Annotated in this window: 23 protein-coding genes and 2 rRNA genes; 3 read left to right on the forward strand and 22 right to left on the reverse strand. The window is 60.2% G+C overall.

Annotation, left to right across the window (positions count from 1 at the left end; translation table 11 throughout):
* Positions 1-13: 13 nt before the first annotated feature.
* From PLANPX_RS20170 to PLANPX_RS20185, 4 genes are all read right to left on the reverse strand, one after another.
* The gene (locus tag PLANPX_RS20170; RefSeq protein ID WP_152100470.1) at positions 14-1,351 is read right to left on the reverse strand and encodes a 6-phosphofructokinase; all 1,338 of its coding nucleotides are present in this window, start codon (positions 1,349-1,351) and stop codon (positions 14-16) included.
* A 197-nt stretch (positions 1,352-1,548) separates the two neighbouring features.
* Positions 1,549-2,895, reverse strand: a complete 1,347-nt coding sequence (gene accC, locus PLANPX_RS20175) for an acetyl-CoA carboxylase biotin carboxylase subunit (protein ID WP_152100471.1) — start codon at positions 2,893-2,895, stop codon at positions 1,549-1,551.
* Between the two features lie 105 nt (positions 2,896-3,000).
* Positions 3,001-3,504, reverse strand: a complete 504-nt coding sequence (gene accB, locus PLANPX_RS20180; protein WP_152100472.1) for an acetyl-CoA carboxylase biotin carboxyl carrier protein — start codon at positions 3,502-3,504, stop codon at positions 3,001-3,003.
* A 46-nt stretch (positions 3,505-3,550) separates the two neighbouring features.
* Positions 3,551-4,633 (reverse strand): M24 family metallopeptidase, encoded by a 1,083-nt coding sequence (locus PLANPX_RS20185; RefSeq protein WP_152100473.1) that lies wholly within the window; start codon positions 4,631-4,633, stop codon positions 3,551-3,553.
* A gap of 178 nt (positions 4,634-4,811) precedes the next feature.
* On the opposite strand from PLANPX_RS20185, the gene PLANPX_RS20190 reads away from it, so the two are divergent.
* On the forward strand, positions 4,812-5,222 hold the full coding sequence (locus PLANPX_RS20190) for a 6-pyruvoyl trahydropterin synthase family protein (RefSeq protein WP_152100474.1): 411 nt from the start codon (positions 4,812-4,814) through the stop codon (positions 5,220-5,222).
* Between the two features lie 94 nt (positions 5,223-5,316).
* On the opposite strand, the gene PLANPX_RS20195 is transcribed toward PLANPX_RS20190, so the two are convergent.
* On the reverse strand, positions 5,317-5,529 hold the full coding sequence (locus PLANPX_RS20195) for a hypothetical protein (protein WP_152100475.1): 213 nt from the start codon (positions 5,527-5,529) through the stop codon (positions 5,317-5,319).
* 269 nt (positions 5,530-5,798) lie between these two features.
* Here PLANPX_RS20195 and PLANPX_RS20200 point away from each other — a divergent pair, with 269 nt between their 5' ends.
* Positions 5,799-6,665, forward strand: coding sequence for an inositol oxygenase family protein (locus PLANPX_RS20200; protein WP_152100476.1), 867 nt, complete (start codon positions 5,799-5,801; stop codon positions 6,663-6,665).
* Between the two features lie 293 nt (positions 6,666-6,958).
* Here the strand turns inward: PLANPX_RS20200 and PLANPX_RS20205 are convergent, their stop codons facing one another.
* The 10 genes from PLANPX_RS20205 to PLANPX_RS20250 all read right to left on the reverse strand — a co-directional run bounded on the left by PLANPX_RS20205 (position 6,959) and on the right by PLANPX_RS20250 (position 19,826).
* The gene (locus PLANPX_RS20205; protein WP_152100477.1) at positions 6,959-7,939 is read right to left on the reverse strand and encodes a hypothetical protein; all 981 of its coding nucleotides are present in this window, start codon (positions 7,937-7,939) and stop codon (positions 6,959-6,961) included.
* Positions 7,940-8,179: 240 nt separating this feature from the next.
* Positions 8,180-9,325, reverse strand: a complete 1,146-nt coding sequence (locus tag PLANPX_RS20210; RefSeq protein ID WP_152100478.1) for a hypothetical protein — start codon at positions 9,323-9,325, stop codon at positions 8,180-8,182.
* Between the two features lie 201 nt (positions 9,326-9,526).
* A complete protein-coding gene (locus tag PLANPX_RS20215) occupies positions 9,527-10,114 on the reverse strand; it encodes a hypothetical protein (protein ID WP_152100479.1) in 588 nt (195 codons plus the stop codon).
* Positions 10,115-10,138: 24 nt separating this feature from the next.
* Positions 10,139-10,786, reverse strand: a complete 648-nt coding sequence (locus tag PLANPX_RS20220) for a hypothetical protein (RefSeq protein ID WP_152100480.1) — start codon at positions 10,784-10,786, stop codon at positions 10,139-10,141.
* A gap of 198 nt (positions 10,787-10,984) precedes the next feature.
* Positions 10,985-12,730, reverse strand: coding sequence for a CAP domain-containing protein (locus PLANPX_RS20225; RefSeq protein WP_152100481.1), 1,746 nt, complete (start codon positions 12,728-12,730; stop codon positions 10,985-10,987).
* Between the two features lie 265 nt (positions 12,731-12,995).
* Complete coding sequence (locus tag PLANPX_RS20230) at positions 12,996-13,829, reverse strand: hypothetical protein (protein ID WP_152100482.1); 834 nt, start codon at positions 13,827-13,829, stop codon at positions 12,996-12,998.
* Positions 13,830-14,094: 265 nt separating this feature from the next.
* A 5S ribosomal RNA gene (gene rrf, locus PLANPX_RS20235) occupies positions 14,095-14,203 on the reverse strand.
* Between the two features lie 147 nt (positions 14,204-14,350).
* A 23S ribosomal RNA gene (locus PLANPX_RS20240) occupies positions 14,351-17,266 on the reverse strand.
* 583 nt (positions 17,267-17,849) lie between these two features.
* The gene (locus tag PLANPX_RS20245) at positions 17,850-18,305 is read right to left on the reverse strand and encodes a hypothetical protein (protein WP_152100483.1); all 456 of its coding nucleotides are present in this window, start codon (positions 18,303-18,305) and stop codon (positions 17,850-17,852) included.
* Positions 18,306-18,338: 33 nt separating this feature from the next.
* On the reverse strand, positions 18,339-19,826 hold the full coding sequence (locus tag PLANPX_RS20250; RefSeq protein ID WP_152100484.1) for a diguanylate cyclase domain-containing protein: 1,488 nt from the start codon (positions 19,824-19,826) through the stop codon (positions 18,339-18,341).
* Between the two features lie 451 nt (positions 19,827-20,277).
* On the opposite strand from PLANPX_RS20250, the gene PLANPX_RS20255 reads away from it, so the two are divergent.
* Positions 20,278-20,742, forward strand: coding sequence for a DUF983 domain-containing protein (locus tag PLANPX_RS20255; RefSeq protein ID WP_152100485.1), 465 nt, complete (start codon positions 20,278-20,280; stop codon positions 20,740-20,742).
* A gap of 23 nt (positions 20,743-20,765) precedes the next feature.
* On the opposite strand, the gene PLANPX_RS20260 is transcribed toward PLANPX_RS20255, so the two are convergent.
* From PLANPX_RS20260 to PLANPX_RS20290, 7 genes are all read right to left on the reverse strand, one after another.
* Entirely contained in the window at positions 20,766-21,056 is a 291-nt protein-coding gene (locus PLANPX_RS20260) for a hypothetical protein (RefSeq protein ID WP_152100486.1), read from the reverse strand.
* A 72-nt stretch (positions 21,057-21,128) separates the two neighbouring features.
* The gene (locus PLANPX_RS20265) at positions 21,129-21,734 is read right to left on the reverse strand and encodes a DUF420 domain-containing protein (protein ID WP_232536197.1); all 606 of its coding nucleotides are present in this window, start codon (positions 21,732-21,734) and stop codon (positions 21,129-21,131) included.
* A 220-nt stretch (positions 21,735-21,954) separates the two neighbouring features.
* Positions 21,955-22,644: an SCO family protein gene (locus PLANPX_RS20270; RefSeq protein WP_152100487.1), complete on the reverse strand. Its 690-nt coding sequence runs from the start codon at positions 22,642-22,644 to the stop codon at positions 21,955-21,957.
* Positions 22,645-22,742: 98 nt separating this feature from the next.
* Complete coding sequence (locus tag PLANPX_RS20275; protein WP_152100488.1) at positions 22,743-23,600, reverse strand: ABC transporter permease; 858 nt, start codon at positions 23,598-23,600, stop codon at positions 22,743-22,745.
* Positions 23,601-23,708: 108 nt separating this feature from the next.
* Positions 23,709-24,680: an ABC transporter ATP-binding protein gene (locus PLANPX_RS20280; protein WP_152100489.1), complete on the reverse strand. Its 972-nt coding sequence runs from the start codon at positions 24,678-24,680 to the stop codon at positions 23,709-23,711.
* A 187-nt stretch (positions 24,681-24,867) separates the two neighbouring features.
* The gene (locus tag PLANPX_RS20285; protein WP_152100490.1) at positions 24,868-25,326 is read right to left on the reverse strand and encodes a cytochrome C oxidase subunit IV family protein; all 459 of its coding nucleotides are present in this window, start codon (positions 25,324-25,326) and stop codon (positions 24,868-24,870) included.
* A gap of 126 nt (positions 25,327-25,452) precedes the next feature.
* The gene (locus PLANPX_RS20290) at positions 25,453-26,496 is read right to left on the reverse strand and encodes a cytochrome c oxidase subunit 3 (protein ID WP_152100491.1); all 1,044 of its coding nucleotides are present in this window, start codon (positions 26,494-26,496) and stop codon (positions 25,453-25,455) included.
* Between the last annotated feature and the right edge of the window lie 36 nt (positions 26,497-26,532).

The raw sequence follows: 26,532 nt of genomic DNA on the forward strand, positions 1-26,532 counted from the left end.
ATCCTGCAGTCGCTTAAAGAGGCCCGCCGGGTTCGCCTTCCGGCACGTGCGTTTCCAGGAAACGCGTCAAACGGTGGAAATCGCTGTCCGTCTCGATGTACCGCACTACGGTGACTAACGTTTGCGGGTCGACGAGGTCGTCAAACGGCACGTATTCGAGTTGGAGCTGACCGGAAACCGAAACCATCACGCCGTTGAGCCGCTTCTCGACCAAGGCGCGGTAGGCGCCGACGCCAAGTTGGCTGCCGAGCATCACGTCGAACGCGTGCGGCTTCGCACAACGTCCTTCATACCCGATTTGCACCGGCGTGATCTTCCGCTTCTTCCCGGTAGTCTTATGGTATTCCTTCGCAATCAGTTCCGCGAACAAATCGTGGAGGTTGATCGCCGAAATATTGATGTGGCCGTGGTCGTCGCGGCCGACGCCTTCCAGGAACTTATTCGGCAGGAACTCGGCCAAACCTTCGGCGATGACGATGACGCCGTATTCTTTGCCTTCCTTCTCGCGGGCGGTAATCGTCGCGACGATGCGCGGAATCACCTCGTCGAGGTTCATGATATCGCGCGTCTTCTTCTCGCCAGTCTTCGGATCGGTCGACTCTTCCGTCATCCGATAGCGGCCGACGATGTCTTCGACGCTGATCACTAGGCTCGCTTCGCCGGCGATCGCGACGCCGTAGGCCAGCCAGCCGGCGCTACGGCCCATCGACTCAGCGAGGAAGTAGCTGCGGTTCGCTTCGGCGTCGGCCAGCATGTTGCGGACTTCAGTCGCCAGGAAATCGACGGCGGTGAAGTAGCCAAACGTGAAATCGATGCCGCGATAGTCGTTGTCGATCGTCTTCGGCAGGTGGACGACCGGAATCCGCGGGGCTTCGAGCGGCAAACGCTCTTGGAACAAGCGGAACTTGTTGGCGGTCTTCAGCGTGTCGTCGCCGCCGATCGAGACGAGCATATCGACGCCGAGCGAACGGAGGGCGTCATACACGGTCTTCAGCGGAGCGACGCGCTCGGCGTCATCCAAGTGAGCCGGGCTGGAGACGTTCTTGCCGGGGTTCGCCCGCGCCGTGCCGATGATGATCCCCTGCGAGTTGCGGGTGCGGCGGAGCATCTTGTGATCGATCATCACATAGTCTTGGCCTTCGACCAGCGGACGATCAGGGCCGAACTGCAACAGCTGCGAGTAACCGTGCTTCACGCCAACGACTTCAATGTCGTCGCGGAGAAACGAGACGGCCGCGGCCGAGATGACCGCGTTGGCGGCCGGCGCCGGACCGCCGGCGAACAAGATCGCGGCGCGACGAAAGTTGTGGGGGCTGCGCGGCGGACGGGAAAGCGTGCTGTTCTTGGCCATGGTTCTCTCTCTTATCTCACTTGCTCAACGCCATCGAATGCATCGCGAGGATGCCATCGAGCGGCGGACCGCGTCGGCAAGGCGAAAAGGTTCGCTCGACGACTGGTCGGGTCTTTTCTGTTCGTGGAAGCCCGGCATTCTAAGGCGCCGGAGACAAACCGAGAATGGCTGGGCCAGACGCCCTCGCCTTCGATCGATCAGTCAGCCCCGAACGTCCGCTCGACGAAGGTCGTATCGATGCGACCTTCGGCAAACGCACTGTGGCTGAGGATTTCCTGGTGGATGGGGATGGTCGTTTTGATGCCATCGACACGCATTTCCGCGAGGGCGCGGAGCATGGTGCTAATGGCTTCTTCACGGGTGGGACGATGCACGATCAGCTTGCCGATCATCGAATCGTAGTACGGCGGAACGACGTAGCCGCTGTGAGCATGCGAATCGAACCGCACGCCGAAACCGCCCGGCGCGATCAGCCGCTCGATCTTGCCCGGCGAGGGTTGGAACTTGCGCTTCGGATCTTCGGCGTTGATCCGGCACTCGATCGCGGCGCCGCGGTGGACGATGTCTTCCTGCTTAAACGGCAACGGCTCGCCCGAGGCGATCAAGATTTGCTGTTTGATCAGATCGATGCCGGTAACCATTTCGGTGACCGGGTGTTCGACCTGGATGCGAGCGTTGACTTCGATGAAGTAGTACTTGCCGTCCTTGTCGACGATGAATTCGACCGTCGCCGCGTTGACGTAGTTGGCGGTGAGAATCAGCCGGCGAGCCGCTTCGCACATTTCGAGGCGCGTCTCTTGCGAGATGCTGCGGCTCGGGCTCTCTTCGATCAGCTTCTGGTGGCGCCGCTGCACTGAGCAGTCGCGTTCCCAGAGATGGACCGCGTTGCCATGGCTATCGGCGAGGACCTGCACTTCAACGTGCCGCGGCTGTTCGATGTATTTTTCGAGGTAGACGGCGCCGTTGCCGAACGCGGCTTCCGCCTCTTGCTGGGCTTGCTGCAAGGCCGACTTGAGGACGAGGTCGTTCGCCGCGACCCGCATGCCGCGACCGCCGCCGCCGGCGACCGCCTTGATCAGCACGGGGAAGCCGACCTCGTGGGCGAACCGCAATGCTTCTTCGGGATCGGTGATGATCCCTTCGCTACCTGGGACGACCGGCACGCCAGCCTTCTTCGCCAGCTTGCGGGCGGCGTCTTTATCGCCGAGCTGAGCCATCGCCTCGGGCGACGGGCCGATGAAGTCGATGTTGCAGCTGCGGCAGATCTCGTTGAAGTGGGCGTTTTCCGCGAGGAAGCCGTAGCCGGGGTGAATCGCTTGAACGTTGCCGACTTCGGCGGCGCTGATGACGTTGGCAATCCGCAGATAGCTTTCCGACGCCTTTGCCGGGCCGACGCAGTAGGCTTCGTTCGCCAGGCTAAGGTAATGCGAACCGCGATCGGCTTCGCTGTAGATCGCCACGGTTTCGATGCCGAGTTCGCGGCAGGCGCGAATGACCCGCAGCGCGATCTCCCCTCGATTGGCGACTAGGATGCGTTGATACATAGCGAACTAACTAGACGTTAGGTGGAGGCGGGGCGCTCGTCCCGGCCGAAGCTTGCCGCCGCGTCCGTCACGTTGATCGTCGGCGGCGAGACCAGAGGCCGACGCTTACTTCTCGACTCGGAACAGCTTTTGGCCGTATTCGACGGCGGCGCCATTCTCGACCAGCACGGCGACGATCTTGCCCGAGCATTCGGCCGGCAGTTCATTGAAGACCTTCATCGCTTCGACGATGCAGACGACCGTCTCGGGGCCGACTTGATCGCCGATCTTCACGAAGGCTGGCGAGTCGGGGCTCGACGAAACGTAGAACGTGCCGACCATCGGGCTGACAATGAAGTGTCCCGTCTCGACGGCAGGCGCCGCGGGGGCGGCAGCCGCAGGGGCCGCCGGGGATGCTGCCGCGGGTGCCGGCGCTGGAGCGGCCGCCATCGGCGCCGGGGCGTAACCGCCCTGGACCACGACCGGCTCTTGATCCTTCCGCAGGCGGATCCGCTGTTCTGCTTGCCGCAGATCGATCTCCGCGAGTTCGAACTCCTGCATCAATTCGACGAGCCGCCGTACGCGACGCACATCGAAGACGTCCTCAGAATTCGATCCACTACTAGCCATGTTGCTTGTACCTTTGCTGTCGTTCATTCAACACACTTGCGGTTCGCTACGCGACGAGGCATTCATCGAGGTCTTTCGTCACCGAGGTCAGCACTTCGTGGCCGGTCCGCGTGACGAGAATGTCGTCCTCGATCCGGATGCCGCCCCACTCGGGGAAGTAGATCCCCGGCTCGACCGTGATGATCATCCCCGGCTTCAGTTCCCTGGTCTGACCTTGGGCCAGCCGGGGCGCCTCGTGAATTTCCAGCCCGACGCCGTGTCCCAGACCATGGCCAAACTGCTTGCCGTAGCCTGCTTTCTCGATCACGCTGCGGGCGGCGCGGTCGACCTCTTCGCAGGTGACTCCGGGGCGAATTGCCTCGATGCCAGCCAACTGTGCTTTTAACACAACTCCATACAGCTTACGGAGTTTGGGCGAAATTTTAGCTGTGGGCACCATACGCGTCAAGTCGCTCATGTAGAGCCCCTCGTTCACGCCCCAATCGATTAAGGTAAAGTCATCTTCCCCGATCCGCCGGGTCGTCGGGCGGGCATGCGGGAGGGCGGCACGGGTCCCTACGGCGACGATCGCCTCGAAGCTGAGCCCCTTGGCCCCGAACTGCCGGGCCTGGTACTCAAGCTCTGCCGCCACCTGGAGTTCCGTCATTTCGGGGGTCAGCTTGGCCCGCACGACCTCGAAGGCCCGCCGAGCCTGGTCGCACGCCCGGCGGGTACGGTCGATCTCCTCCTTATCCTTGATAATACGGAGTTCCTCGACCCAGCCGGAGGTGGGGGCGAGCTCGACCTTCGGCAGCGCCTCGGCCAGGGCGTTGCGGACGCCCACCGTGATCGAGTCCCCTTCGATCCCCAACCGGGTCGCCTTCGACTTTTCGATGGCCTTGGCGGTGAACTCGAGCATCTTCGAGCCCGGGCCGCGGATGGCCAGATCGAGCCCAGGGCATTCCTGCTCTAGCTGGGTCGTGTAGCGCTGATCGCTGATAAGCACGTCGCCCTGCTTGCCGACGAGGAGGTAGCTGTCGTCGCCGGTGAAGCCGGTGAGGTAGGTGACGTTCTTGAAGTTCGTCACCAGCAGGGCGTCGAGCCCCTCCTGCTTGAGCTGGCGGCGGAGCTTCTGGCGGCGATCAGACATAGCGGCCTCTTCCCTAAGGGTGAATGCTGAGTTGGCCCCCAGTATCGGGCTGGATGCAGATGCTGGCAAGCTCGGGAAATGGGGTGGAACCGGCAGCCCGGGCGCGTCATCCTGAATGGAGACCAATTGGAGCCGCTCACGCCCTCCCCTACCCCGCTCCCTTCGCTTCGGAACCGCCATGTTTCGCGTTACGCGAGAGATCGAATTTTGCTACGGCCACCGCCTGTTGAACTACGCCGGTAAGTGCCGCTATCTCCATGGCCACAACGGAGTTGCGATCATCACGATCGAGGGGCCGGACCTCGACGATCGCGGCATGCTGGTCGATTTCTCGGACATTAAATCGGCGGTGAGCACCTGGATCGACGACAACCTCGACCACCGGATGCTCCTCCACCGCGAGGACCCGGTGGTGCCGACGCTGCAGGAGATGGGCGAGCCGCTCTACCTGCTCGACCAGAATCCGACGGCCGAGAACATCGCCCGGCTGATCTACGATGAAAGCCTGAAGCTGAAGCTGCCGGTGCCGATCGTCGAGGTGAAGCTGTGGGAAACGCCCAAGTGCTTCGCGACCTACCGACCTGATTGAGAGATGGACGGGATCACAGGATCACGGGGATCGACAGGATCTCAATCTTGCTGATCCAACCAATCCCGTACTCCTGTCCAGTCTTCGACTCCGCTCACTCCGGGTTGTCGTGGACGCACACGAGCGAAACCCGGCAGATGTTTGGCGACTCGTATTGGAAGTGACGGTGCATCACCACCCCGTAGGCGGTGACGCCCGCGGCTTCGACGGCCACAGTATCTCCGGCTGAGGGGATCGCCGGCATTCCTTTCAACTCGACTGAACGCTTCGGGTCGTCTTCCACGGTGACGTCTATGAAGTAGCGCATCGCTGGTGGTCTCTGGCTGGGAGCTGGCCGTAAACCGGGGGTGTCCATCCCCCTCCGCCGGGGGAACCCAGCCCTCTTGTAACGCCGTTTCCCAGCGTCTGCAAGTTTTCGCGTAGAGAATCTGTGAAATGGCGCAAACGTGGGGTGGGACGCCCGCATCGCTCATGTTGTCGCTCTTGCGGGAACGTGTTAGTGTGAAACTCGTTCGCAGCCTCCAGCCAACGTCGCGAAGTACGGTGTCGGCAGCCTGTTCTCTTCCGGAGTTTTCGATGAGTGAATCGACCAAGGGCGTCTCGCCTCACCAAGTCGGCGAAGCCTGGGAAGAGTTCGTCCAAGAGCAGGTCTACCCTGAGCCGAACACGAAGGCGAAGGAAGACTACCGCAACTACGAGAACCCCGCCCGCGAGACGGTGCGGGCATTCTACGAAGAGAACCATCGCAAGCAGACCTACGAGTTCGTGCAGGCAAAGCGGGCCGAGTTCCTGCAGCTCAATCGCAGCCAGATGAGCGTCTTCGAAGCGTGCGACTACCTCAACACGCTCGTCGACGATTCCGACCCCGATATCGATCTCGATCAACTGCAGCATTTGCTGCAGACGTCCGAAGCGATTCGCGCCGACGGCCATGAGGACTGGTTTGTCCTCGTTGGACTGCTCCACGACCTTGGCAAGGTGTTGTGCCTGTATGGCGAACCGCAGTGGTGCGTCGTCGGCGATACGTTCCCCGTCGGCTGCCGCTTCAGCGAGCGGATCGTTTACTCCGAATATTTCAACCAGAACCCCGACTCGCGCGATCCGCGCTACAACACGAAGCTGGGCGTCTACCGCGAAGGGTGCGGCCTGCGAAACATCTTGATGTCGTGGGGGCATGACGAGTACCTTTACCACGTCATGAAGGACTACCTGCCGGAACCGGCGCTCTACATGATCCGGTACCACTCGTTCTACGCCTGGCATCGCGAGCACGAGTACGATTGGCTGTGCGACGACCACGACCGCGCGATGCTGCCGTGGGTGAAGAAATTCAACCCTTACGATCTTTATTCGAAGTCGCCGAACCCGCCGAATTGGGAACAACTGCGGCCGTATTACACCGACTTGATCAACAAGTACCTACCGGCAGCGATTGCGTTTTAGCGGACGTTTTGGCGTTAAGGTCGGCTATTTTGTCATTTTGTCGCGACACGCATTTCTGGCGACACAATTCGCAAACCATTCCCTGAAAATGGCTTACAGCGGATCTCCCGGCGACAGAAATGACGCAGGAGGCTACGCCGCTAGTAAGCGATTTTGTTTTTAGGCCAGTGCTGAACTCAAGTTGGCGAAGCGATGCGCTCGCCGGCAGCGTCGTGGATTGGACGACTGCGCGGCGGGGGGGGCTGTCGCGTTGAAAGCCCAAACTACGAGCTTAGCAAACAATGCGGCTGCTTCTAGCTGCGATTTTCTGCCACTTGCCTCGCTGGCGGCGCGACACGGTTACGGGCGCTGCGGATCATCACTGGAATTGCAACTGAGAAGAGCCACATAGCGGCTGGCTCCGGCACGACGGTGATGAACCCGTGAAAGTTGCCATCGGCGCCGCGATAACTTCCGATTACCCGGTTGCCATCAATGTCACTCGGCTGCGTCATTCCCAGCGGACCGGCGATCGGATGGTTGAGCGTTCTGTAGGCGGAGCCGTCGAAGATAAAACCGTTCCGCTGAAATGCCGGCGGGTTGTCGTTGCTCCCAAAGGTATCGTAGTATCCGACGATGTTGCTACCGTCGATTCCAGAGGCCACGGTACGTTGCAGACTTGCCTGAGGCGGCGCCAACTCCTGAAACACGGAGCCATCGTAGACAAACGCTCGGGCGTAAGAAGAGCCGACAATCTGGCTTCCCGAAATGCCCTGTAGCGTAGCTCCTCCTCCGACCGGGTCGTCCAAAGCAACATAAGTCGTTCCGTCGTACAGAAACCCATGCGGGTAGCCAGCTTGATCGTAATACAGCCCGACGATATTGGCTCCGTCGATGCCCGTCGGAAGCGTTTCGACGGCGCCTGGAAGCGTACATTCCAACGTCGTGAACGTTGCCCCGTTCAACAAGAACCCACGGGTGATAGACGTCGTGGGGCTTGTCGGCGTCGCGTAATAGCCAATGATATTTTCGCCATCGATTCCTGAAGCCCAAGTGAAAGCGGCGGGCGCCGGCGCTTCAATGGTTGTAAACGTCGAGCCATTGTAGACGAATCCGCGTTGGCCGATGCCATCGCCAATGTAGTAACCGACGATATTGCTTCCGGAAATGCCCATCGGATAGGTTCCGTCTGGGCCAGCGCTGGGATGATCAATGGTCGTCCAAACCGCTGCTTGTGCCAAAGATCCCGCAGCGATAACGCACAATGCCATCGCGCATTTAACGAGTCGTTTCATCAGGTCTTTCTTGTTGCCTCTGCGGGCAAGCCCTCGACAGTCAATCTCTGGATATTCTAACTACATTTTCTGAGATTGCCGTCAGATTTCTACGGCGCAGGCGGGGCGTTCAGCCCGACGGAGCGGCCAAGGAGTCTTCTAAACCGTTATTGCGCGGCCGTCAGGCTGAAAGCCTGACCTACGCGTCTTGACCCGGGGGCGGGGACGCCCCGGCTCGCGGGCCTGGGTAAGCGGGCGCCGCTACCGCCTGCGGGTAAGGGCGAACGTTGCCAGACCGCAAACAAGGAGCGATAGCGAGGCCGGTTCGGGGATTGAGGTTGCGCTTACAGCGGCGGCGGCGGGGCTCGCTCCACGGCTACGCTGCCACACAAGGAAGTCGGCTCCGTCGGTTCTCCCGTCGGCATTCAAGTCTCCGGATGCGTTTTTCCCGAAGTTCGATCTCCAGAATCCGAGGTCGGCGGCGTCGACTTCGGCGTCGCCATTCAAATCTCCCCGCACCGGCGGCACGATGGCAGAGAACGCCAACTTATATTCGCCTGAACCGCCGGCCGACTGCAGCGAAGTCTTCGAGGAGGCTGAAGTATGGGCGTCGACTTTGATTTGGTAGCTGCCTGGAATCAACGAGCCTGACAAGTCGAAGTTCCACGAACGTCCGACGTTGGCAATCGTGGGCTTCACTTGGAAGATCGACTTCCCAGACGTTTGATCGACGATGGAAAACTCAATATCCAACGCCCCGGCGCCGGCGAGCGAACCGCTCAGCGTAAACGGCATGCGCTCCGTCACGTAATAGTTCGCCGAGAGAAGCGATTGACTGTAGGCAATCGACTCGCCCTGGCCGGCTAGCTGAGCGTGAAGCGTTGCCGACGTGCTCACTCGGCCGCTGGCCGAGATTGAATTGTCGGTGAGCGTTGAATTCTGCTCGCTGACGGTCCGGGCTTTCACGAGTTCCAGGTTCTGGAGGTTCAATATCTGCGCGTACTGCGCTACGTTGCTACCGTAAACGCCCGCCTCCTTGCTCGTACTCGTGTTCCCCGTCTCGGCGATCACGCTGAAAACGGACGACTGCGCCGTGTAACTCTGCTGGCGAGTCGAGGAGACCAGGCGAATAGGCTTAGGGGAGGCTGGAGGGCCGAAAGTAATGCCGCCCCCTCCTGCCCAAAGAATGACGCCGCTTGAGCTGCTCGGGGGCTGCCAGTCAACACGTTTGGTAACGCCATACCACTGAGGATTGAAGCTCGAGCCAAACCCGCTCCATGCGGCTTGGGTCTGCGTCTGCGACGTTACTTCAAAGGCTTGGAGCTGCGAATTTGTGCTAACCGCCGCCAGGATGGCGAGCGCGGCGGCACACGACGCGGAGAAGATGCTCGAACGGCTGACATTCATGCTTCAAACGCCTGCTGGGGTGAGCCGCGAGTGTAGAGGCTCGGCGTGAAGATTTCAATCAATTCGATCCGATAGGGTTCGATTTCCCCCAGGCGAGACGAGAGGTATGGAGGGGGTCTGAGGGCGGGGATGGAAAGGCGATCGCCGGGGGCGGGACGCCCCGGCTCGCGGGGGGGGGGGGACGAATGGCGCCGCGATGAACTACGGCTCCAGCGGTTTCGGTAGTTTTGAATCGCGATCATATTGCGGATCTTCGTGCGACGGCATGACGTCATCGGGCCAATCGTCATGCCAACGGCGCCGGTATTCTTCGTCCGCGTAATGCTTCAGATAAAGGAGATTGTCTTCATCGCTGCCCGAGCTCAGGAAGTCGATGTGGCAGCGCCAACCTGAATCTGGTGGAAATTCACGCGCATACTCGCGGAGCGTGTCATGCCAAAGTTCTTCGTAAAGCTCGCGGTCGCTCCAGTGATCTGTTTGCGACAGGTAGACTTGCATGCCAGACAGGGCATGAATTACTTCCCAGAGTTTTGTGCCGATCTGCTCGTCGTTAAGTTGCTCGGGCGGAGGCAACTCAATCCCTACCCGTTCCAGCATGAGGAAATGACAACTTTGCTGCGTCTGCTCGTACTCTAGGACATTCGCCCAAAACTGCTCCGTGATTGCTGGCGGCGCATCAGGATCTTCCCATGAATACATCTCGCCGTCGACAGCCTCTCTGGCTGCCTCTCGGAATTCGTTAATGCGGATTTCTTGGTCGATTGGGTCGGAAATCTGATCGTCATTCATGGCATTTAATGGATAGCTGAAGTATTACTCAAGAAGCGATGCAAGTCGGCGGTAGGCGTCTTCGACCGCCTCGTTACTGATCGTATCGCAGGCTGACGCTGAGTAGTAATCGTCGTCAATCCCCATATGGCGCCTTAGCATGCGGCTCGTTTCAGGAGGAGCATCCAGAAACTCGTCCATTTCGTAGTCCCGGTCCCATAGAACATTGTCGGCCAGACACTCGACCAAATGCGCCCACTCGTCCCGATCGCGCGACGTTGCGTCGGTAAGCGTGAAGTCGTCCTCTGGGTCGCCTTGATCTTCGCCGAAGCACTCGGCGTAGGCAGCGAGGATGAGAGAGCGCCAGCGCGTTGCGGGGCGATCATCATCGTCGATCTCCCAATCAACTTCGACCAAGACGTGTTCATAAATAGCGCCAACTGCCGCCTCGCAAAAAGCGGTCAGTTCAAGCGTCTCCGCGGTAGCAGTCAGCAAATGGGTAGCAACTTGCTCAAGCAATTTGAGGCGCTGCGAGAGCGTTAGCTCGTCGAAGCGATCGATGCCGTATTCCCACTGCTCCATGTAGCCGCCGCTTTCTTCCATGATCTGCTCGGCGACGCCCGTGATCGCCTCCTTCACCAGCATCGCTTCCGCCCCAATCAATGTGCGTTCGCCCGTTGACGTATGCCACATCGCGCTGCACTTTCGCTTCAAGGGAGTATGTCGAGTGAGTGCAGGCAGTATAATCCACCTCATCCAGGGCATTTCCGTCGATTGGGGCATTTGCCCTACGCCCATTCGGGGAAAAGCCCTAATGGAGTCGGCGTGTTGAACGACGCGCCGGGGGCGGGACGCCCCGGCTCGCTATGAGAAGATGCGTGCCCAGAGTGATTAGCTGCGGCGGCGGGCGTTGTAGCCGGCGCAGAGGGCGATCGCGGCGGAGGCGAGGAGGGCGCCGCCGGCTGGCTCGGGGACCGCGGCGGCGGGTGTGACGCCGGAGCCGTATTCACGTTGCCACTCCAAGAAGTCGGCGCCGTCCGTTTTGCCGTCGTTGTTGGCGTCGCTGAGGGCGTTGACGCCAAAGTCGCCTTTCCATTTGGCGAGATCGAGGGCGTCGACACGGCCGTCGTCGTTGAAATCAGCGGCGTACGACGGCGCGGCGACCGCGTGATAGTCGACTTTCACGTTCAGCCCGCCGGCGATGGTGATCGACGTGCCGTAGTTCGCGAAGCCGCCGCCACTAAAGAGGATGTCGTAAACGCCGTTCGCACTGACGGGAATCGAATATCCGCCCGAGAGCGACGACATGGCGTAATACGCGGAGCCGGCAACGTCGACGCGGACGCCGGAGCGGCCTTCGCCGACGTCGTAGAAATTGTTGCCGTTGAGATCTTCGTAGACGACGCCGGTGACGAAGCTGCCGGGGCCGGCATTGCCGAAATCTTGCGTGACGATTTGCGGGCCGACGTTGTTCGGGCCGTTGCCATTCACCAGGCCGACGCCGATTTCCTTGAAATCGTTGTTGTGAATTGAGATGCGGTGACCGGCGGGATTTTGCATCCCCTGGCCGGCGAAGGCGGGATTGTAGCTCGGATCGGCCGGGTTGCCGGAGTTTCCCCAGTCGACGTCGAAGGCCGCGTGGCCTTCGGCGACGCTGGAACTGTAGGAGTAGACGTTCTCGCCCAGGCTGCCGACGTAGCCGACCGCTTGAGCGCGTTGGCCCAGCGTCATCCCAGCGGTGAGCGGGCTTGGCGGATTGCTCGAGGAGACGTGACCTTGGAAACCGTTCGTCAGCATATCTTGCGAATGAAGTTCCGCGGCCTGGTTGAGCGACGCGTTGAACGACAGCGGCTGCGCGAACTGGTCGATCAACCCGTTGGCGACCGACGCGTTGAACTGATTGACGATGTTCTGCGGATTGATGCCGAAGAAGCTGTACGCGCTTTGCACGCCAGGGGCGTTTTCATTTTTCAAACGATTGGCTTCGACGATGGCGTCGGAGCGGGCGCGGTTGATGTACTCGAGGTAAAGCTGCTCCTCGGCAGAGGGCTGGCCGATGGAGTAGAGGCTTTTTTGGAATTGATCGGCGAGTTGGATGTCGTCGACGTACCAGCCGACGCCGGCGCTCGTTTGCGTGAACGCTGTCCCGCCGACGAAGTCGAGATTGAAGCGGAACTTCGCGGACTGGCCGGCGTAGGCCGAAAGATCGACCGTTCGCAGGGCGAAGTTACTTTCGACGGGCGCCGAGCCGGTGCTTGTGCCGGTTTGCGCGTAGAGCGAAATCGGCCAAGTGGCGCCGTTGTTCGTCGACATCTCGACGCGGGCGACCTGCCCAGAGGCGGCGAAACCGAGACGGCTGAGGAAGAAAAGCTTCGAATCGGCCTGAATCGTGAAGGCCGAATTGCTGGCGAACCAATTGTCGGCGAAGCCGGGATTGGCGAGGTGGAAGGAATTGGCGCCTTGCCCGACGATCGAGGACTGGATGAGCGCGTAGTTCCCGGGCACAACGTTCGTCGTAATACCGCCGGCGCCCGATTCGGCATTTTCAGTCCAAAGGACATCCGCCTGCACCTTACTAGTGCACCACGGCATCGCGACGACGAGCAGAAGCAATGCGGCTAGGTGACGAGATCGCATCGGCTAGTCTCCGCCGGATGGCATTGGGACGAAAAGGACTGCTTCTATAGCGTGGCGAAGGGGGAGCGAGACCGCAAGCGCGGGGCTGCCGTGAAGGGCGAGATTGCCGAGAATCGGCCGCGAAGCCGCAAATTTCACGGGGTTTTGTGGAGTTGGGTCGTTATGGAAGCCCCTTATCGCCACGTCAAACCACGCCGACTGGGGAGAACTCCTCAGCCCTGACGGGCTCTCCGCTGACAGCGGGTTATTCCCATAAGACCTGGCGTTAGCCTTCCGCGACGTGAAAGTCATCCCAATGGAGGTAAGCCACAACGGCTGGCAACAAGTACACGAGCAAACTCACGACGAGAAACACCAATGCGGGAAGTAAAAGTGCGGGGACGGCGACGGCCGTCACGATCGCCGCACCCGCAATCAACGCGAAAATAACCATGAGCCCGTGGACGGCGCTCCGTTCTCCGTCCAGAAGCCCCTTGCCGAGACGATAGATGATGAAGCAGACCATCAACTGAAAGGCGATCAATCCGGCGAACACCAGGGTCGTCGGCAATGTCGCATCGGGGCGCAGAATGTAGACGGCTAGTCCGGCGATGGAGGCCAGCCCGGACAGAATCGCGTTTCCCATGATGAGCAGGCCGAACACGCCGACAAATTTCAGCGCCCAACTCGATTCGCTTTTCCCGCCCGTGCGGGCGGCATGCCAAGCGTTGACGCTCGCAGATTCCCCTGCTGCCAGGGAATCGCGGATTGATTCGGGGACGACGCGCTGCGTGACGGCCTCGAGTTCCAGCTCATCGCTTTCGGGCGAGGCGAAGTCTGAGTCGCTGAAGGGAGCGACGACGGAAAAATCATCGCCAAAGAAATCGTCGTCGCCCTGGCTTGCACTTACCGCGACGGGCGGAAGCGGAGCCGGGGAATTCTCCGCGACGCGTTCGGGGACGACGCGTTGCGTTGACGGCGATTGAGCTGCGAGCGGGGGAATATCGATGCGGGCGCCGCAGCTGCACTTGGCCTTCTTGCCGGCCAACGTTTGATCGAGTTTGTACGACTTGCCGCAAGACGTACAGCGCACGGCGATGCGGAGGGGATTGTCGGACATGGAACCATCTCGTGCGATGAGCTACCGCGAGTGTAAGAGTGCAACGGTTACTACTCGATGCCCATCTCTGGTTCCGGCAGAGAAGCAGGGTGGAGTGTAGCTCGGCCGAAAAAGGAGTGCAAACTCGCCGCGCGATCCGCAGCCATTTGCGAGCTGCGGAAAGTGAAAGAGCGCTCGATGCTCCACCGCCAAACGACCACTCACCCACTGTCAATTCAGCGCAAACAAAAACCCCGTGAGGAGATCCCCACGGGGTTTTTGATAAATCTGGCGATACCTACTTTCGCGAGTGCTCTCACTATCATCGGCCCGGAGTGCTTAACTACTGTGTTCGGAATGGGAACAGGTGTTTCCACTACGGTATGGTCGCCAGAAAAAGCTCGTGGGGCGGTAAAGCCCGCACGAGCTTGACATTCTGGTGTTTGCAAGAGTGGCAACTGCCACGAGTTCCGCAGGGACTAGCCCTGCGGCTCGCTGATATCCTTTGCCTTCGATTTGAAAATCGAGAGCGTTTGATAAATGTGGCCAAGCATTCGTCCGTTAGTACCGGTTAGCTGAATGCATTACTGCACTTACACATCCGGCCTATCAACCTGGTCGTCTTCCAGGGGACTTTCGGGTATTACCCAACGAGACCTAATCTTGGAGCGGGCTTCACGCTTAGATGCCTTCAGCGTTTATCCGTTCCGACCTTAGCTACCCTGCCGTGCCGCTAGCGCGACAACAGGAACACCAGAGGGTCGTCCTTCTAAATCCTCTCGTACTAAAGAAGAACCTCCTCAAGTCTCGTGCGCCCACAGTAGATAGGGACCGACCTGTCTCACGACGGTCTGAACCCAGCTCACGTACCACTTTCATTGGCGAACAGCCAAACCCTTGGGAGCTTCTCCACCCCCAGGATGTGATGAGCCGACATCGAGGTGCCAAACCGCTCCGCCGCTATGGACGCTCGGGAGCGATAAGCCTGTTATCCCCGGAGTACCTTTTATCTGTTGAGCGATAGCCCTTCCATACGGGACTACCGGATCACTAAGCCCTGCTTTCACATCTGCTCGACTCATGGGTCTCGCAGTTTAGCAACCTTATACCTTTACGCTCGATGCCTGATTGCCAACCAGGCTGAGGTCGCCTATTGGGCTCCTCCGTTACTCTTTAGGAGGAGACCGCCCCAGTCAAACTGCCCAACTGACACTGTCCGCTGCCTGGATTCACAGGAATCAGCGTTAGAACTTATGCATTAAAAGGGTGGTATTTCACCAATGGCTCCCCTCAAGCTTGCGCCCAAGGTTCATAGCCTCCCACCTATCCTACACAGTCAATACACGAGCCCAATATCAGCCTACAGTCAAGGTTCACGGGGTCTTTCCGTCTAGCTGCGGGAACGTGGCATCTTCACCACGACTACAATTTCACCGGGTTACTGGTTGAGACAGTCTTCCTCTCATTACGCCTTTCATGCACGTCGGAACTTACCCGACAAGGAACTTCGCTACCTTAGGACCGTCATAGTTACGGCCGCCGTTTATCGGGGCTTCGGTCGCAAGCTTCGCCTTACGGCTAACCTACTCCCTTAACCTACCGACACCGGGCAGGCGTCAGTCTCTATACATCCTCTTGCGAGTTAGCAGAGACCTGTGTTTTTGATAAACAGTTGGAGGAATCGATTTACTGTGGCCCCCAGCAGCTTGCACCGCCGAGGGCACCCCTTATCGCGAACTTACGGGGCCATTTTGCAGAGTTCCTTAACCAGTATTCTCCCGAGCGCCTTAGACTACTCGTCTCACCTACCTGTGTCAGTTTTAGTACGGTTAGCTATGCTTCAACCCTTAGAAGCTTTTCTTGAACGTCCTTCCGATGACTTCGCGAACATAAACGCGCTCGCACCCCAAACTTGAATTACCCCGGCGGATTTACCTACCAGGCATCTTGCAAGGGGTGACGGACATTTCTAGTCGTACCGCTCACCTTTCGGACGCTGTCCCTCCATCGGTCCACATAGCTAGCGCAGGAATGTTGACCTGCTGTCCATCGTCTACGCCTTTCGGCCTCGACTAAGGCACCGGCTAACCCTGGGCGGATTTACCTTCCCCAGGAAACCTTAGGTTTTCGGCGGACAGGATTCTCACCTGTCTTATCGTTACTCATTCCGGCATAATCACCTGTACGCCCCGACACGGCTCCTTACGGTACCGCTTGTATCTGACGTACAGCGCTCTCCTACCGCTCGTCTTGCGACGAACTTACTGCTTCGGTGTCGTACTTACTCCCGTTCATTATCGGCGCAGAATTGCTTGACCAGTAAGCTGTTACGCACTTTTTAAATGGTGGCTGCTTCTAAGCCAACATCCTGGTTGTCACGGCAATTCAACTTCCTTAGTGACTGAGTACGACTTCGGGACCTTAGCAGGTAATCTGGGTTGTTTCCCTCTCGACCGCGAAGCTTATCCCTCGCGGACTGACTCCTGAGATAGTCGCAATGGTATTCGGAGTTTGGCTCAGCAGGGTACCCCGGGAAGGGCCCCAAACCAAATCAGTATCTCTACCCCCACTGCGTAGTGGCTCAAGGCTAGCCCTAAAGCTATTTCGGAGAGAACGAGATATCTCCACGTTTGATTACACTTTCAGTCCTCCCCACAAGTCATCCCCTCGGTTTTCAACCCAAGTGGGTTCGGTCCTCCACGCAGTATAACCTGCGCTTCAACCTGCTCATGGGTAGATCACGTGGTTTCGCGTCTACCGCCAGCGACCAATGATCGCCCTATTCAGACTCGGTTTCCCTGAGGCTTCGACCCGTAAGGTCTTAACCGAGCCGCTAACGGTAACTCGCCGGATCATTATGCAAAAGGCACGCCGTCACACATTCCCCGAAGGGCATAGTGCTCCGACCGCTTGTAGGCGTATGGTTTCAGGTTCACATTCCTCCCCTAGCAGGGGTTCTTCTCATCTTTCAGTCGCCATACTGAGTTCACTATCGGTCATCAGAGAGTATTTAGCCTTACGGGATGGTCCCCGTAGATTCAGTCGAGATTCCACGTGGCTCGACCTACTCAGGTACTCCTCGAGAGACTGCTCATCTTTCACTTACGGGACTGTCACCCTCTGTGGTTGGCCTTTCCAAGCCATTCTGTTAGTCGGCAGTTTTGTAACTCTCATGTGAGAAGCCCTACAACCCCGCAAAGGAAACCTTCGCGGTTTGGGCTGTTTCGCTTTCGCTCGCCGCTACTGACGAAATCGATTTTTCTTTCTCTTCCACCAGGTACTTAGATGTTTCAGTTTCCTGGGTTAGCCACGTACGGCTATGTATTCACCGTACGTCAATTCAGGGATCTCGGGATCATCATTTGTTTGTCAACTCCCCCGAGCTTTTCGCAGACTTCCACGCCCTTCATCGCCTTCTGATGCCAAGACATCCCCCATACGCCCTTTGTAGCTTGGCCACATTTATCTAACGCTCTCGAACAGCTGACTCGCGAACGAATCAGGGGAACTCGAGCAAAGACAAATGCTGCTACAAAGAAGTCGATCGATTTGATGACCGCAGGAATAAACCCTGCGGCTCGCTTCGACCGCTTCGAGTAACGCTTGATCTTCGTTGTCTAAGGCAAAGGAGACCCAAAGCACTACCACAGGGACAAACCCTGTGGCTCGCAGTGGGTTTCAGATGCCACTCTTGCTCAAAACACCAAATTGTCAAAGAACGGACCCGACCAGAGATCGGCGCGACCCCGCAAGGGAGCCGCGAAAACCGAGCCGCTCAAATCAACTGCAACCAGCTGACCCTCGCGACTTGGTGGAAGTCCCGTATTGTAGGGACTTCGCTGTGGCTGTCAAAGGGGGTTTTGAAAATTTCAAAACTCTTTTGACCACCGATCATCGACCAATCTTAGCCCTCAAGTTGAGGTGATTTTGGTCGTGAGAAAGGCAATTGTAGGGCGAGACGGCTACACGACAAGGGGGGTGTGAAGATTGTGCGACTATATTTTTCGCACGCTGAAAACCGCCCTCGAACGGCCCCGTCCCCTACCCTGCGTCGGATTCGCGGTCCCAGCCGCGGGCCGCCGCGAACCGGCGTACATACCGCGCCGTGAACCCGCCGACAGCGATCGCCGCGACCTCAAGCACGATCGACGGAATTAGCCCGCCGAACCAACCGCGGTAAGCGGAATCGGCGAATGGCAGCAGAAGCAACAGCCCGGCGACCGCCCCGCCGAAGAACGTGCGGCGCTCACCGCGGCAGTAAACGGCGAGCGTGCCGACGGCGACCGGCAGCATGCAAAGAATCACCAGCAGCGTGGCCAACTCCACGACGTCGTGGCCGATGAGCCCAACCACGGCGGCGACGACGGCGAACGCCGCCGTTGCGATCAGCATCGAGCGCAAGCTGAACTGCAGCTTTCGAGACTTCGCGGACCGAATTGGCGGACCAAGCGGCGGCTTCGGCGGCGCGGCGGCAGGCTGAGGCTTGAAGTCGTCCATCGTGCAGGCAGCCTACCACGGCGGGCCTGCCGCTCAAACGGCGGCCAGGTCGGCGTCTTGCAGCCGTTGCTGGGCTTCGGCGGCGGCGGTGGAAACGAGATCCGCTCGCGCACTCTCCATCGCCGAGGCGGCGTCTTCGTCGGGTTGAACGCTGGAGACGCCCATGTCGAGTTCCAAGCGAATCTGGTGATCGCCCAGCGGAACGGGACAAAGCGAAATCGAGGTGCGAACTCGCTGACCGACGATCTTCGCGGCGCTCGCCGAGCTGCCAGGAAGCATCACGACCAATTCGCCCCCTTCGAGCCGAGCCAACAAATCCATGTCACGCAGCGTCGACTGAACGAACGAGGCGAGCGAATCGAGCAGCAGCATGCCGATGGCATTGCCGTAGTTGTGTTCCAGTTCCGAAAAATCTCGGACGCGGAAGTGGACGAGCGTGATCGGCACGCCAAACCGCCGGCTCTCGGCAATCCGGCGATGGAGTTCATCGGTAAAGATCGAGCGGTTCGCGAACTTCTTCGCTTCCGCGGCGGGCAACGATTTGGCCGCCGCATCGGCAGCCTTCGCGGCGACAATCAGCCGAGCGATTTCGCGATCATGCCAGAAGCTGCAGTTGCGGCCATTTTTCTTGGCGCCGTAGACGGCTTCGTCGGCACGGCGAACGAGCGCGGAGGTCTCTTCGTCGGCGACGCAACCAGCGACGCCGACGCTGGCCGTTACCCGCAGGGCGTTGCCGCCGAACTGGACGTTCATCGCCTCGATCGCCTTGCGAATCCGCTCGGCGGCCAGCTGGCCGTCCTCGACCGTGGCGTTGGCAAGGATCACGGCGAACTCTTCGCCGCCGTAGCGACAGGCCGAATCGCCGGAGCTAACGACGCGGCCGAGCGTCCGCCCGACGGTGCGAAGCACCTCGTCGCCGGCCGGATGGCCGTGCACGTCGTTGAATTGCTTGAAGTTGTCGACGTCGAGCATGATCAACGCGAACGACTGGCCTTTCGAGGCGAACAGTTCGGTCGATTCGAGCAGCGCGGCATCGAAAGCGCGGCGATTCGCCAGCCGCGTCAGCGCGTCGGTGCGGGCCTCGAACTGCTGGTTGCGAATTTCCTCGGCCTGCGTTGCGATTTTCTGTTCGGCGTCTTCAAGGCGGGTTTGGAGCCGTTTGTTGGCGTCGAGCATCTTGGCGACGACGTCCATGACGACGGCACCCCCCTCGGCGTTGCCTTGCTCGATGCCGACGAGTTGATCAGTGATCGATTCGACGAACGAATTGTGCGCGCCAACGTCGTACGCCACGTTGCGAGCCAAGTCACGCAATTGCTGAGCGGCCATGCTCGCGCGAGCGGCGTCGTTGGCCGACATCTCGCCGGAAGCGGTTTCGCTCGGGACGGCGGGCGTAGCGTGGCGAGCGGCGATGAACCGCATGTAGATCACAGCCCCGCAGAATCCCACGAAGAAGGCAGCAAACGCCAACGCCACGTCAGACGCGACTCTCGCAACGGTGACAGCTAGTAACAGGTTCATGCAACAGCTCAATAGTCGTGAATCAACGCATGGCTAGCGACAGCGCCTTCGCACGCTGAACAGCTGGCTATAGTTGCGGCTTCTGATGGTGCAAAAGCACGCGGCTCAGCAACGATACGACGCCCTGCGAGGGAGTCAAACTCCAGCGATGCACAATTCCGCACGGCGTTTTGCCGCAGCGGATCGGCTCGTAAAACTTGCGAGAATTGGACCGATTTAAACGGTCTTTGCCGGCGGAAAGTACGTTGCGTGCCACGTTTGCCGGGGCTTTTGCCGCGTATTTGGGAAGGGTAAAACACCTAGAGGGGGCAAGTTGATTCTGGAACGACCAACCGCCCGCCGCATCGTGCGCGAATTCGAGACTCGCGGATGCTAATTTTGGACGATCGGCGCCCGCGGCAGGACGGCCGCAGAGTCGGCGCCACCTGCACAATCTGAAACCGGCGGAACCATGAACAGCTCCGAGTCGAATCGGATGGCGACGAACAAGCCAATTGGCGGCGTGGCGACGATGCTGCGGGGCCTACGGCTCCGCTGCCCCTGCTGCGGGATGGGGCCGATCTTTAACGGCTGGTTCGCGATGAACGATCGATGCGCCGAATGCGGGCGGCTGTTCGACCGGGCGCCGGGATATCTGCTGGGGTCGATCTATTTCAACTACGGCGTGACGGCCGTATTGGTTGTGATTGCCTACTTCTCGCTGTACTTCACGGAAACGCTCAGCGGGAAGCAGCTGCTATGGTTGCTGACGGCGTTCGGGGGGGTGTTTCCGCTCTGGTTTTTCCGGTACGCGCGGGGGCTGTGGATCGCGTTTGATGAACGCTGGGATCCGTGGCCGAATGAGGAAGAGGCTCGGCGCGGGGAGCGGAAAGTACGAGGCGGAGCTGAAAAGCGCGACGCTCCGGCGGGAGGCTAGTTTGGAAATACGGCGACCCGCGGCTACTGTTTCGTGACAGCGCGCTCGGCTTCGGCCTTCTTCACCGAACGGTAGGCGAAGCTGCCGAACGTCGTGATGATGATGAAGGGCATCGACATCATAAAGAGGATGCTGTAGTAGTAGCCGGCCGCCATCGATTGGCCGTGCGGGTCGTTCTCGGCGAGGCCTTCGCGGCAGGTGGGGCAGGCGGTGGCGTCGCTAGTCAGAAGAGCGACGGCCAGCAGCGCGAGACCGCCGGCGACGAGGTGATCGGTGATCTGTGAGCGGTGCTTGGTGAAGAGTCGCTTGAGCATGGGAAGCCTCGCGCGGGGCCGCCCCTGGCCCGCTCAAAAAAAGCTTCGGAGCCGGGGGCTGCAAAACGTCGATCAACCGGGGGCCGAAACCTGCGGCGAATCAGCGTTCAGTGTAGGCGTTAGCTCGGCTGACGGCCAGATGTGGTAGAGCATCAGGTAGACGACCACCCCGGTCACCGAGACGTAAAGCCAGATCGGAAAGGCCCAGCGGACGACTTTTAGGTGTTTGGCCCGAGATTCGGCCTTTTTCTCAGCGGGCCACGCGGCGGCACGGCCCCAGCCGACGGCGTTGGCGCCGTAAATCGTCGCGGCGATAGCCAGAAACGGCACCGCGACCGCCAACAGCACGTGCGATAGCAGGATGAGGTAGTAAACGAGCTTTACCGGCCCGGGATGGGTGAACTTCACTGTCAGTTGGACGGCGAAGTGGTACGTGAGGTAACTCGTCAGGAACATCGCCGAGACGAACAGAGCGGAGAGCATCACGCGGCCGTGAGGGATCTCTCGGCCTCGTTTAATTTGCCATAGGCCCAGCAGCAGCAGCACCGTCGCCAGGGAATTAAGGGCGGCGTTGAGATGGACGAGCGGATGGCCGCCGACGGCGAGGGGAAGCATCGGGAGCCACTCCCCTGCCCTGGCGATGGGAAGTTGCGCGGCGAGTTCGAGAGTTGCGGGCATGTTTGGAGTCGGGATTGAATGATTCGCGTTGCGCCGCGGGAAATCAGCTCCGGAGGAGCGGCATGTTGTAGCCAGGGGCGTGAGCCCCTGGTTGCGTCGTGAGAATAGAATAAAGCCCCAGAGGGGCGACACGATTTTCTGCGATTCCGGAACGGTGTCGCCCCACCGGGGCTCAATACGTTATTCGCACTCGTTCCAGGGGCTCACGCCCCCGGCTACATTATTTCGCCCCTCGCGGGGCTAATACGACTTCATCTTGTTGCACACTGGACGTGGATGGCGTTGCTTCAGGCTCCTTCGCCGGCACGTACTCCTTCGCCAGCTCGCGTTTAATAATCTCCAGCCCCTTCTTCGATTCTTGCGTGCTCACCGCGTTGAACATGCCGGCGATTTCGCCCTGCTTGTCGATGATCACTGCAAAGTCGTTGTGTCCTTTGAGGCTCACGCCGCCGACGTGCAGGTAATCGTGGGCAATGCGGCGGACATCGTCGAAATCGCCGCGGCAGAAGACCCAACGCTCGGGGTCGGCGTTCAGTTCCTTCGCCTTCGCGGCGAGGACGGGCAGCGTGTCGGTCTCGGGGTCGACGCTGATACTCACCCAATCGGCGTCGGCGACTTCGTCGAGCGACGTGAGGTACTTGATGTTTTGGTTGAGCCGCGTGCAACTGCCGGGGCAAGTCGAGAAAAAGAAAGTCGTCACCCAGACCTTCCCCTTCATGTCGGCCGAGCGGAAAGGGGTGCCGTCGCTTTTGGTGAGCTCGAAGTCGGTAAGCGGCGGGAGGCTGATTTCCTCTTCGGCAGCGATTTGGGCCTGCCGCGCTTGCTCGTGGCGGTAGAGCGTGAAGCCGGCATAGAGAGCGCCCACCGCGGCGGCGAATGCGAGCCAGTAGGGTAAGGCGGAGGTTTTCATGGAGAGGGTTCAGGGGGTGGGGTTCGGGGTTCAGGGAATGCGAGTCGGGAGCGGCGTCAGTGTTTTTACTGAACCCCGAACCCTCGCGACTGAACCCTCTACTTCATGTCTCCCGTCGTTCGCGTCGCGGCGATCCGCCAGGCGGCGGCGAGCATCAGGAGGGCGAAGGCGATGGTTACTCCCCAGCATAAGGCGAGGAGCGGGAGGGCGTCGACGGGGGGGAGCGTGGCCGTTGCATCCACAGCGGCATTCACCGCCTCCAGCGAGCTGCGGGGTTCATCCCCGCGGACCGCCGCAGGAGCAAACACCAAATAATGCCGCAGCCCCGCAACGCCGTAGGTGAGCGGGTTCAAGCGAATAACCCAAGCCAACCACCCGCTGCCGCCGCCGGGGAAAAAGGCCCCGGAAAGGAGCCACATCGGCAGCAGGAAGACGCTCATGATCGCGTGGAAGCCGTGCGTCGATTCCATCCGCCAAGCAATCGTGAAGCCGAGCGCGGTTAGCGCCACGGAGATGAGCGCCATCAGCACGACCGCTAAAGCGGTCTCCGCCAGGTTGCTATCAAGGCCCAGAGTCAGGGCGCCGAGCACCAGGAACAGCAGCCCCTGGATCATCGCGATCGCGGCGCCGCCAAAAACTTTGCCGAGCACCATCGCCCATCGCGGCGCGGGCGCCACGAGGACCGACTGCAGGAACCCTTCGTTGCGGTCTTCGATGATCGTGATCGTCGCGAAGATCGCCGTGAAGAGCAGGATCATCACCAGCGTGCCCGGGAAGAAATGGGCGTAGTCGAGCTGGTTACCGCGGAGGCCTTCGCTGAACAGCAGCCAGAAGATGATCGGCTGGCCGAGGGCGCCGAAGACGCGGTTCCGTTGGCGAAAGAAGCGGACGAGCTCGCGATGGGCGAGCGTCATGATGACTGGCAAAGACGGCGATGCGGCTGCTGCGTTACTCATATAGTGCTTCGACGAATAGAACGCGGATTGACACGGATTTAGCGGATTTTCGCGGAACAGGCAGATGCAACTCGAATGAAAATCCGCGTCGATCCGCTGAATCCGCGCTCATCCGCGTCCCTTTCGTTTTTTCTTTCCCGAAGTTTCAGCATCGGCATTCACATCGCCGAAGAAGCGGTGTCCGGTGCGGGCGATGAAGACGTCTTCGAGCGTCGGCTTGCCGAGGGTGATTGTTTGGACGTCGGCCGGGAAGGCTTCCACCAGCCGGGGAATCCACTGGTGTCCGTCGGCCTGTTCGAGCCTTACGGCGCCGTCGATGATCTTTGCTTCGCAGCCGAACCGCTCGCGAATGCTGGCAGCGAGTTGCTCGGGACGCTCCGTTTTGATCGTAATCGCATCGCCGCCCAGCGCGGCCCGCAGGGCGTCGGGGGCGTCGAGCGCGGCGAGCTTGCCTTGGTGCATGATCGCGATGCGATCGGCGCGGTCGGCTTCGTCAAGCAAGTGCGTCGTGAGGACGATCGTCGTTCCCTCGCGCTCGCGCACTTGGCGGAGGTATTTCCAAAGATCGCTGCGAGCGCCGGGGTCGAGGCCGGTGCTCGGCTCGTCCAGGAGCAGCAGCCGCGGGCGGTGGAGCATGCTTTTGGCGAGTTCGACGCGGCGGCGCATACCGCCGGAAAGCGTTTCGACGAGGTCGCCAGCGCGTTCAGTGAGGCCGACGGCGGCGAGGAGTTCGTCGCGGCGAGCGGCGAGATCGCTCGTCGAGAGTCCATAGAGCCGGCCCTGATGGCGAAGGTTCTCGGCGACGGTCAGCTTTTTGTCGAGACTCGGCGATTGGAACACCACGCCGAGTTGCCGACGGACGGCCGTCGCGTCGCGCGTCAGGTCGTGGCCGAGAATCGAGATCTCGCCCTGCTGCAGCGGGATGAGCGTGGACAACAGCCGGAACAGCGTCGTCTTGCCGCTGCCGTTGGGGCCGAGAAAGGCGAAGACTTCGCCCTCGGCAATATCGAGCGAGAGATCGTCGACGGCGAGGCGGTCGCCGTAGCGGTAAGACACGTGGTGGGCGGAGATGGCGGGCATGGGCGGCGGGTTGCGAGTCTCGAGTTCCGAGAAGCGAGCCAAAGTTATTGATTGGCTCGCGAACCCGGCGCGGAAAATGCGTTGAGGCGACATTCGCCTGAAAGGGCTCAGCGTCGCTACTCCATCGTGGCCGATGGGGGTCTGACTTGCCACCCCTTCCCGCAACCCGCAACTCGAAACTCGCCGCTCAATGCTTTTCGCCGGCGGGATGCCGCGCCGTGCCGGCCTTACCGGCGGCTTCGGGGGCCGGTTGCTGGGCAGCGTTCACGAGCCGATCGCGGGAGGCGTAGTTCATCCGCCGACCGACGTCGGGCACCAGGGCGAGCACCAGCAGCAGCGACATCATGCTCGCCGGAACGGTGAGGATCCACTTCCAGTTGGCTTCCCATTTCAAGTGCATGAAGAACAGGATGACCAGCATCGCCTTCGTGCAGGAGACGGCCATCATCCAGATCCGCTTGATGGCGATGTTGTCGCCGAACGGCCAGAACGGCGTGTAGGTCCAGTACGAGCAGGCGGTAAGGAACACCAGGGCGATGGCGACCATCACGTAGGTGCGGACGCTACCGCCGTGGCCATGCTCGGCGCCGTGCGGATCGTTGGCGTCGAACGACTGGTGGGCCGGATCGTGGGAAAGGTTGGCCATGGCGGCTCCGGGGAAAAGCTATCAGCAATCAGCCGTCAGCTTTCAGCAAAGCAGTTAGTGGTACGTTAACCCGTTAACGAGACTCAAACGCTGGTATGGCTGAGGGCTGAAAGCTGATCGCTTCGATTAAAACAGGTACAGGAGCGGGAATAGGAAAATCCAAACAAGGTCGACGAAGTGCCAGTAGAGGCCGACGTTCTCGATGACGCCGACCTTGGCGGCGCCCAGCGTCTTCGTGCAGAGGATGGCGAAGGCGAGCAGGCCGACGATCACGTGGATCGCGTGGAAGCCGGTGACCAGGAAGTAGGTGCTCGCCCAGGTGTTGCCGCCGGGGATCATGATCGGCAGCTTCAGCCAGGGGTGGAGGTCGTTGAGGCCGAGCAGGTGGCCAGCGTCGGCATGGCTCGTTTCCGCCGAGGCGAGGGTGAAGACCGGGGCGCCGGCGGAGGCAGCCTTTTCGATTTGTTCTTCGAGTTGGTCGCGATTGTCCTCGATCTGCTGCTCTTCAACTTCATGGTGCTGCGAGTGTACGCTCGCCCGCGGGTAGATTCGATCGGCCAACCGCAGCAGCGCGACGCGGCCGACGGGAGATTCAGGTTTGTCGCGGAGCAGTTTCTCCGCCGCGTCGAGTTCTGCGGCGACGGAATCGAGCACCTGAATCTGAGCGTCTTGCTCGGGCGTGCGTTTCTGCTCGGCGGCTAGCGGGTTCTTCAACTCGGCGACGCGCAACCGCACAGCGGCGGCGTAGTTGACGTTGGCGCTCTCGTAGATCTGGCTGTGCGGCAGTCCCGGGTAAATGCCGTGCGAGAACTTGGCGCGGTACTCAAACCCCTTCACGCCGAGGAAAATCGAACCAAGCACCAGCGTCAGGAAGATCCAGCCCTTGGCGAGCGAGGCGTTGTTTTGCTTCGCGGCTTCGAGGGCGAGCACCACGGTGATGCTGGAGGCGATGAGCACGCCGGTGTTGACGGCGCCCATCCATTCGACGAGGTGAACGTCGTGCGTGCTCGGCCAGGCGGGGGCGCCGAAGCGAAGCACGATGTAGGCGCCAATCAGCCCGGCGAAGAACATGATTTCAGTCGAGAGAAACAGCCACAGGCAGAGCTTGCCGTTGGGAATCGGCAAGGCGGGCTGGTACTCGAGCTTCGGCGGGTGGGCGTGATCGCTCATAAGAAGAGATTAGGGTTCAGGGTTCGGGGTTCGGGG

Source organism: Lacipirellula parvula, assembly GCF_009177095.1.
In the GTDB taxonomy this organism is placed as follows: Bacteria; Planctomycetota; Planctomycetia; order Pirellulales; family Lacipirellulaceae; genus Lacipirellula; species Lacipirellula parvula.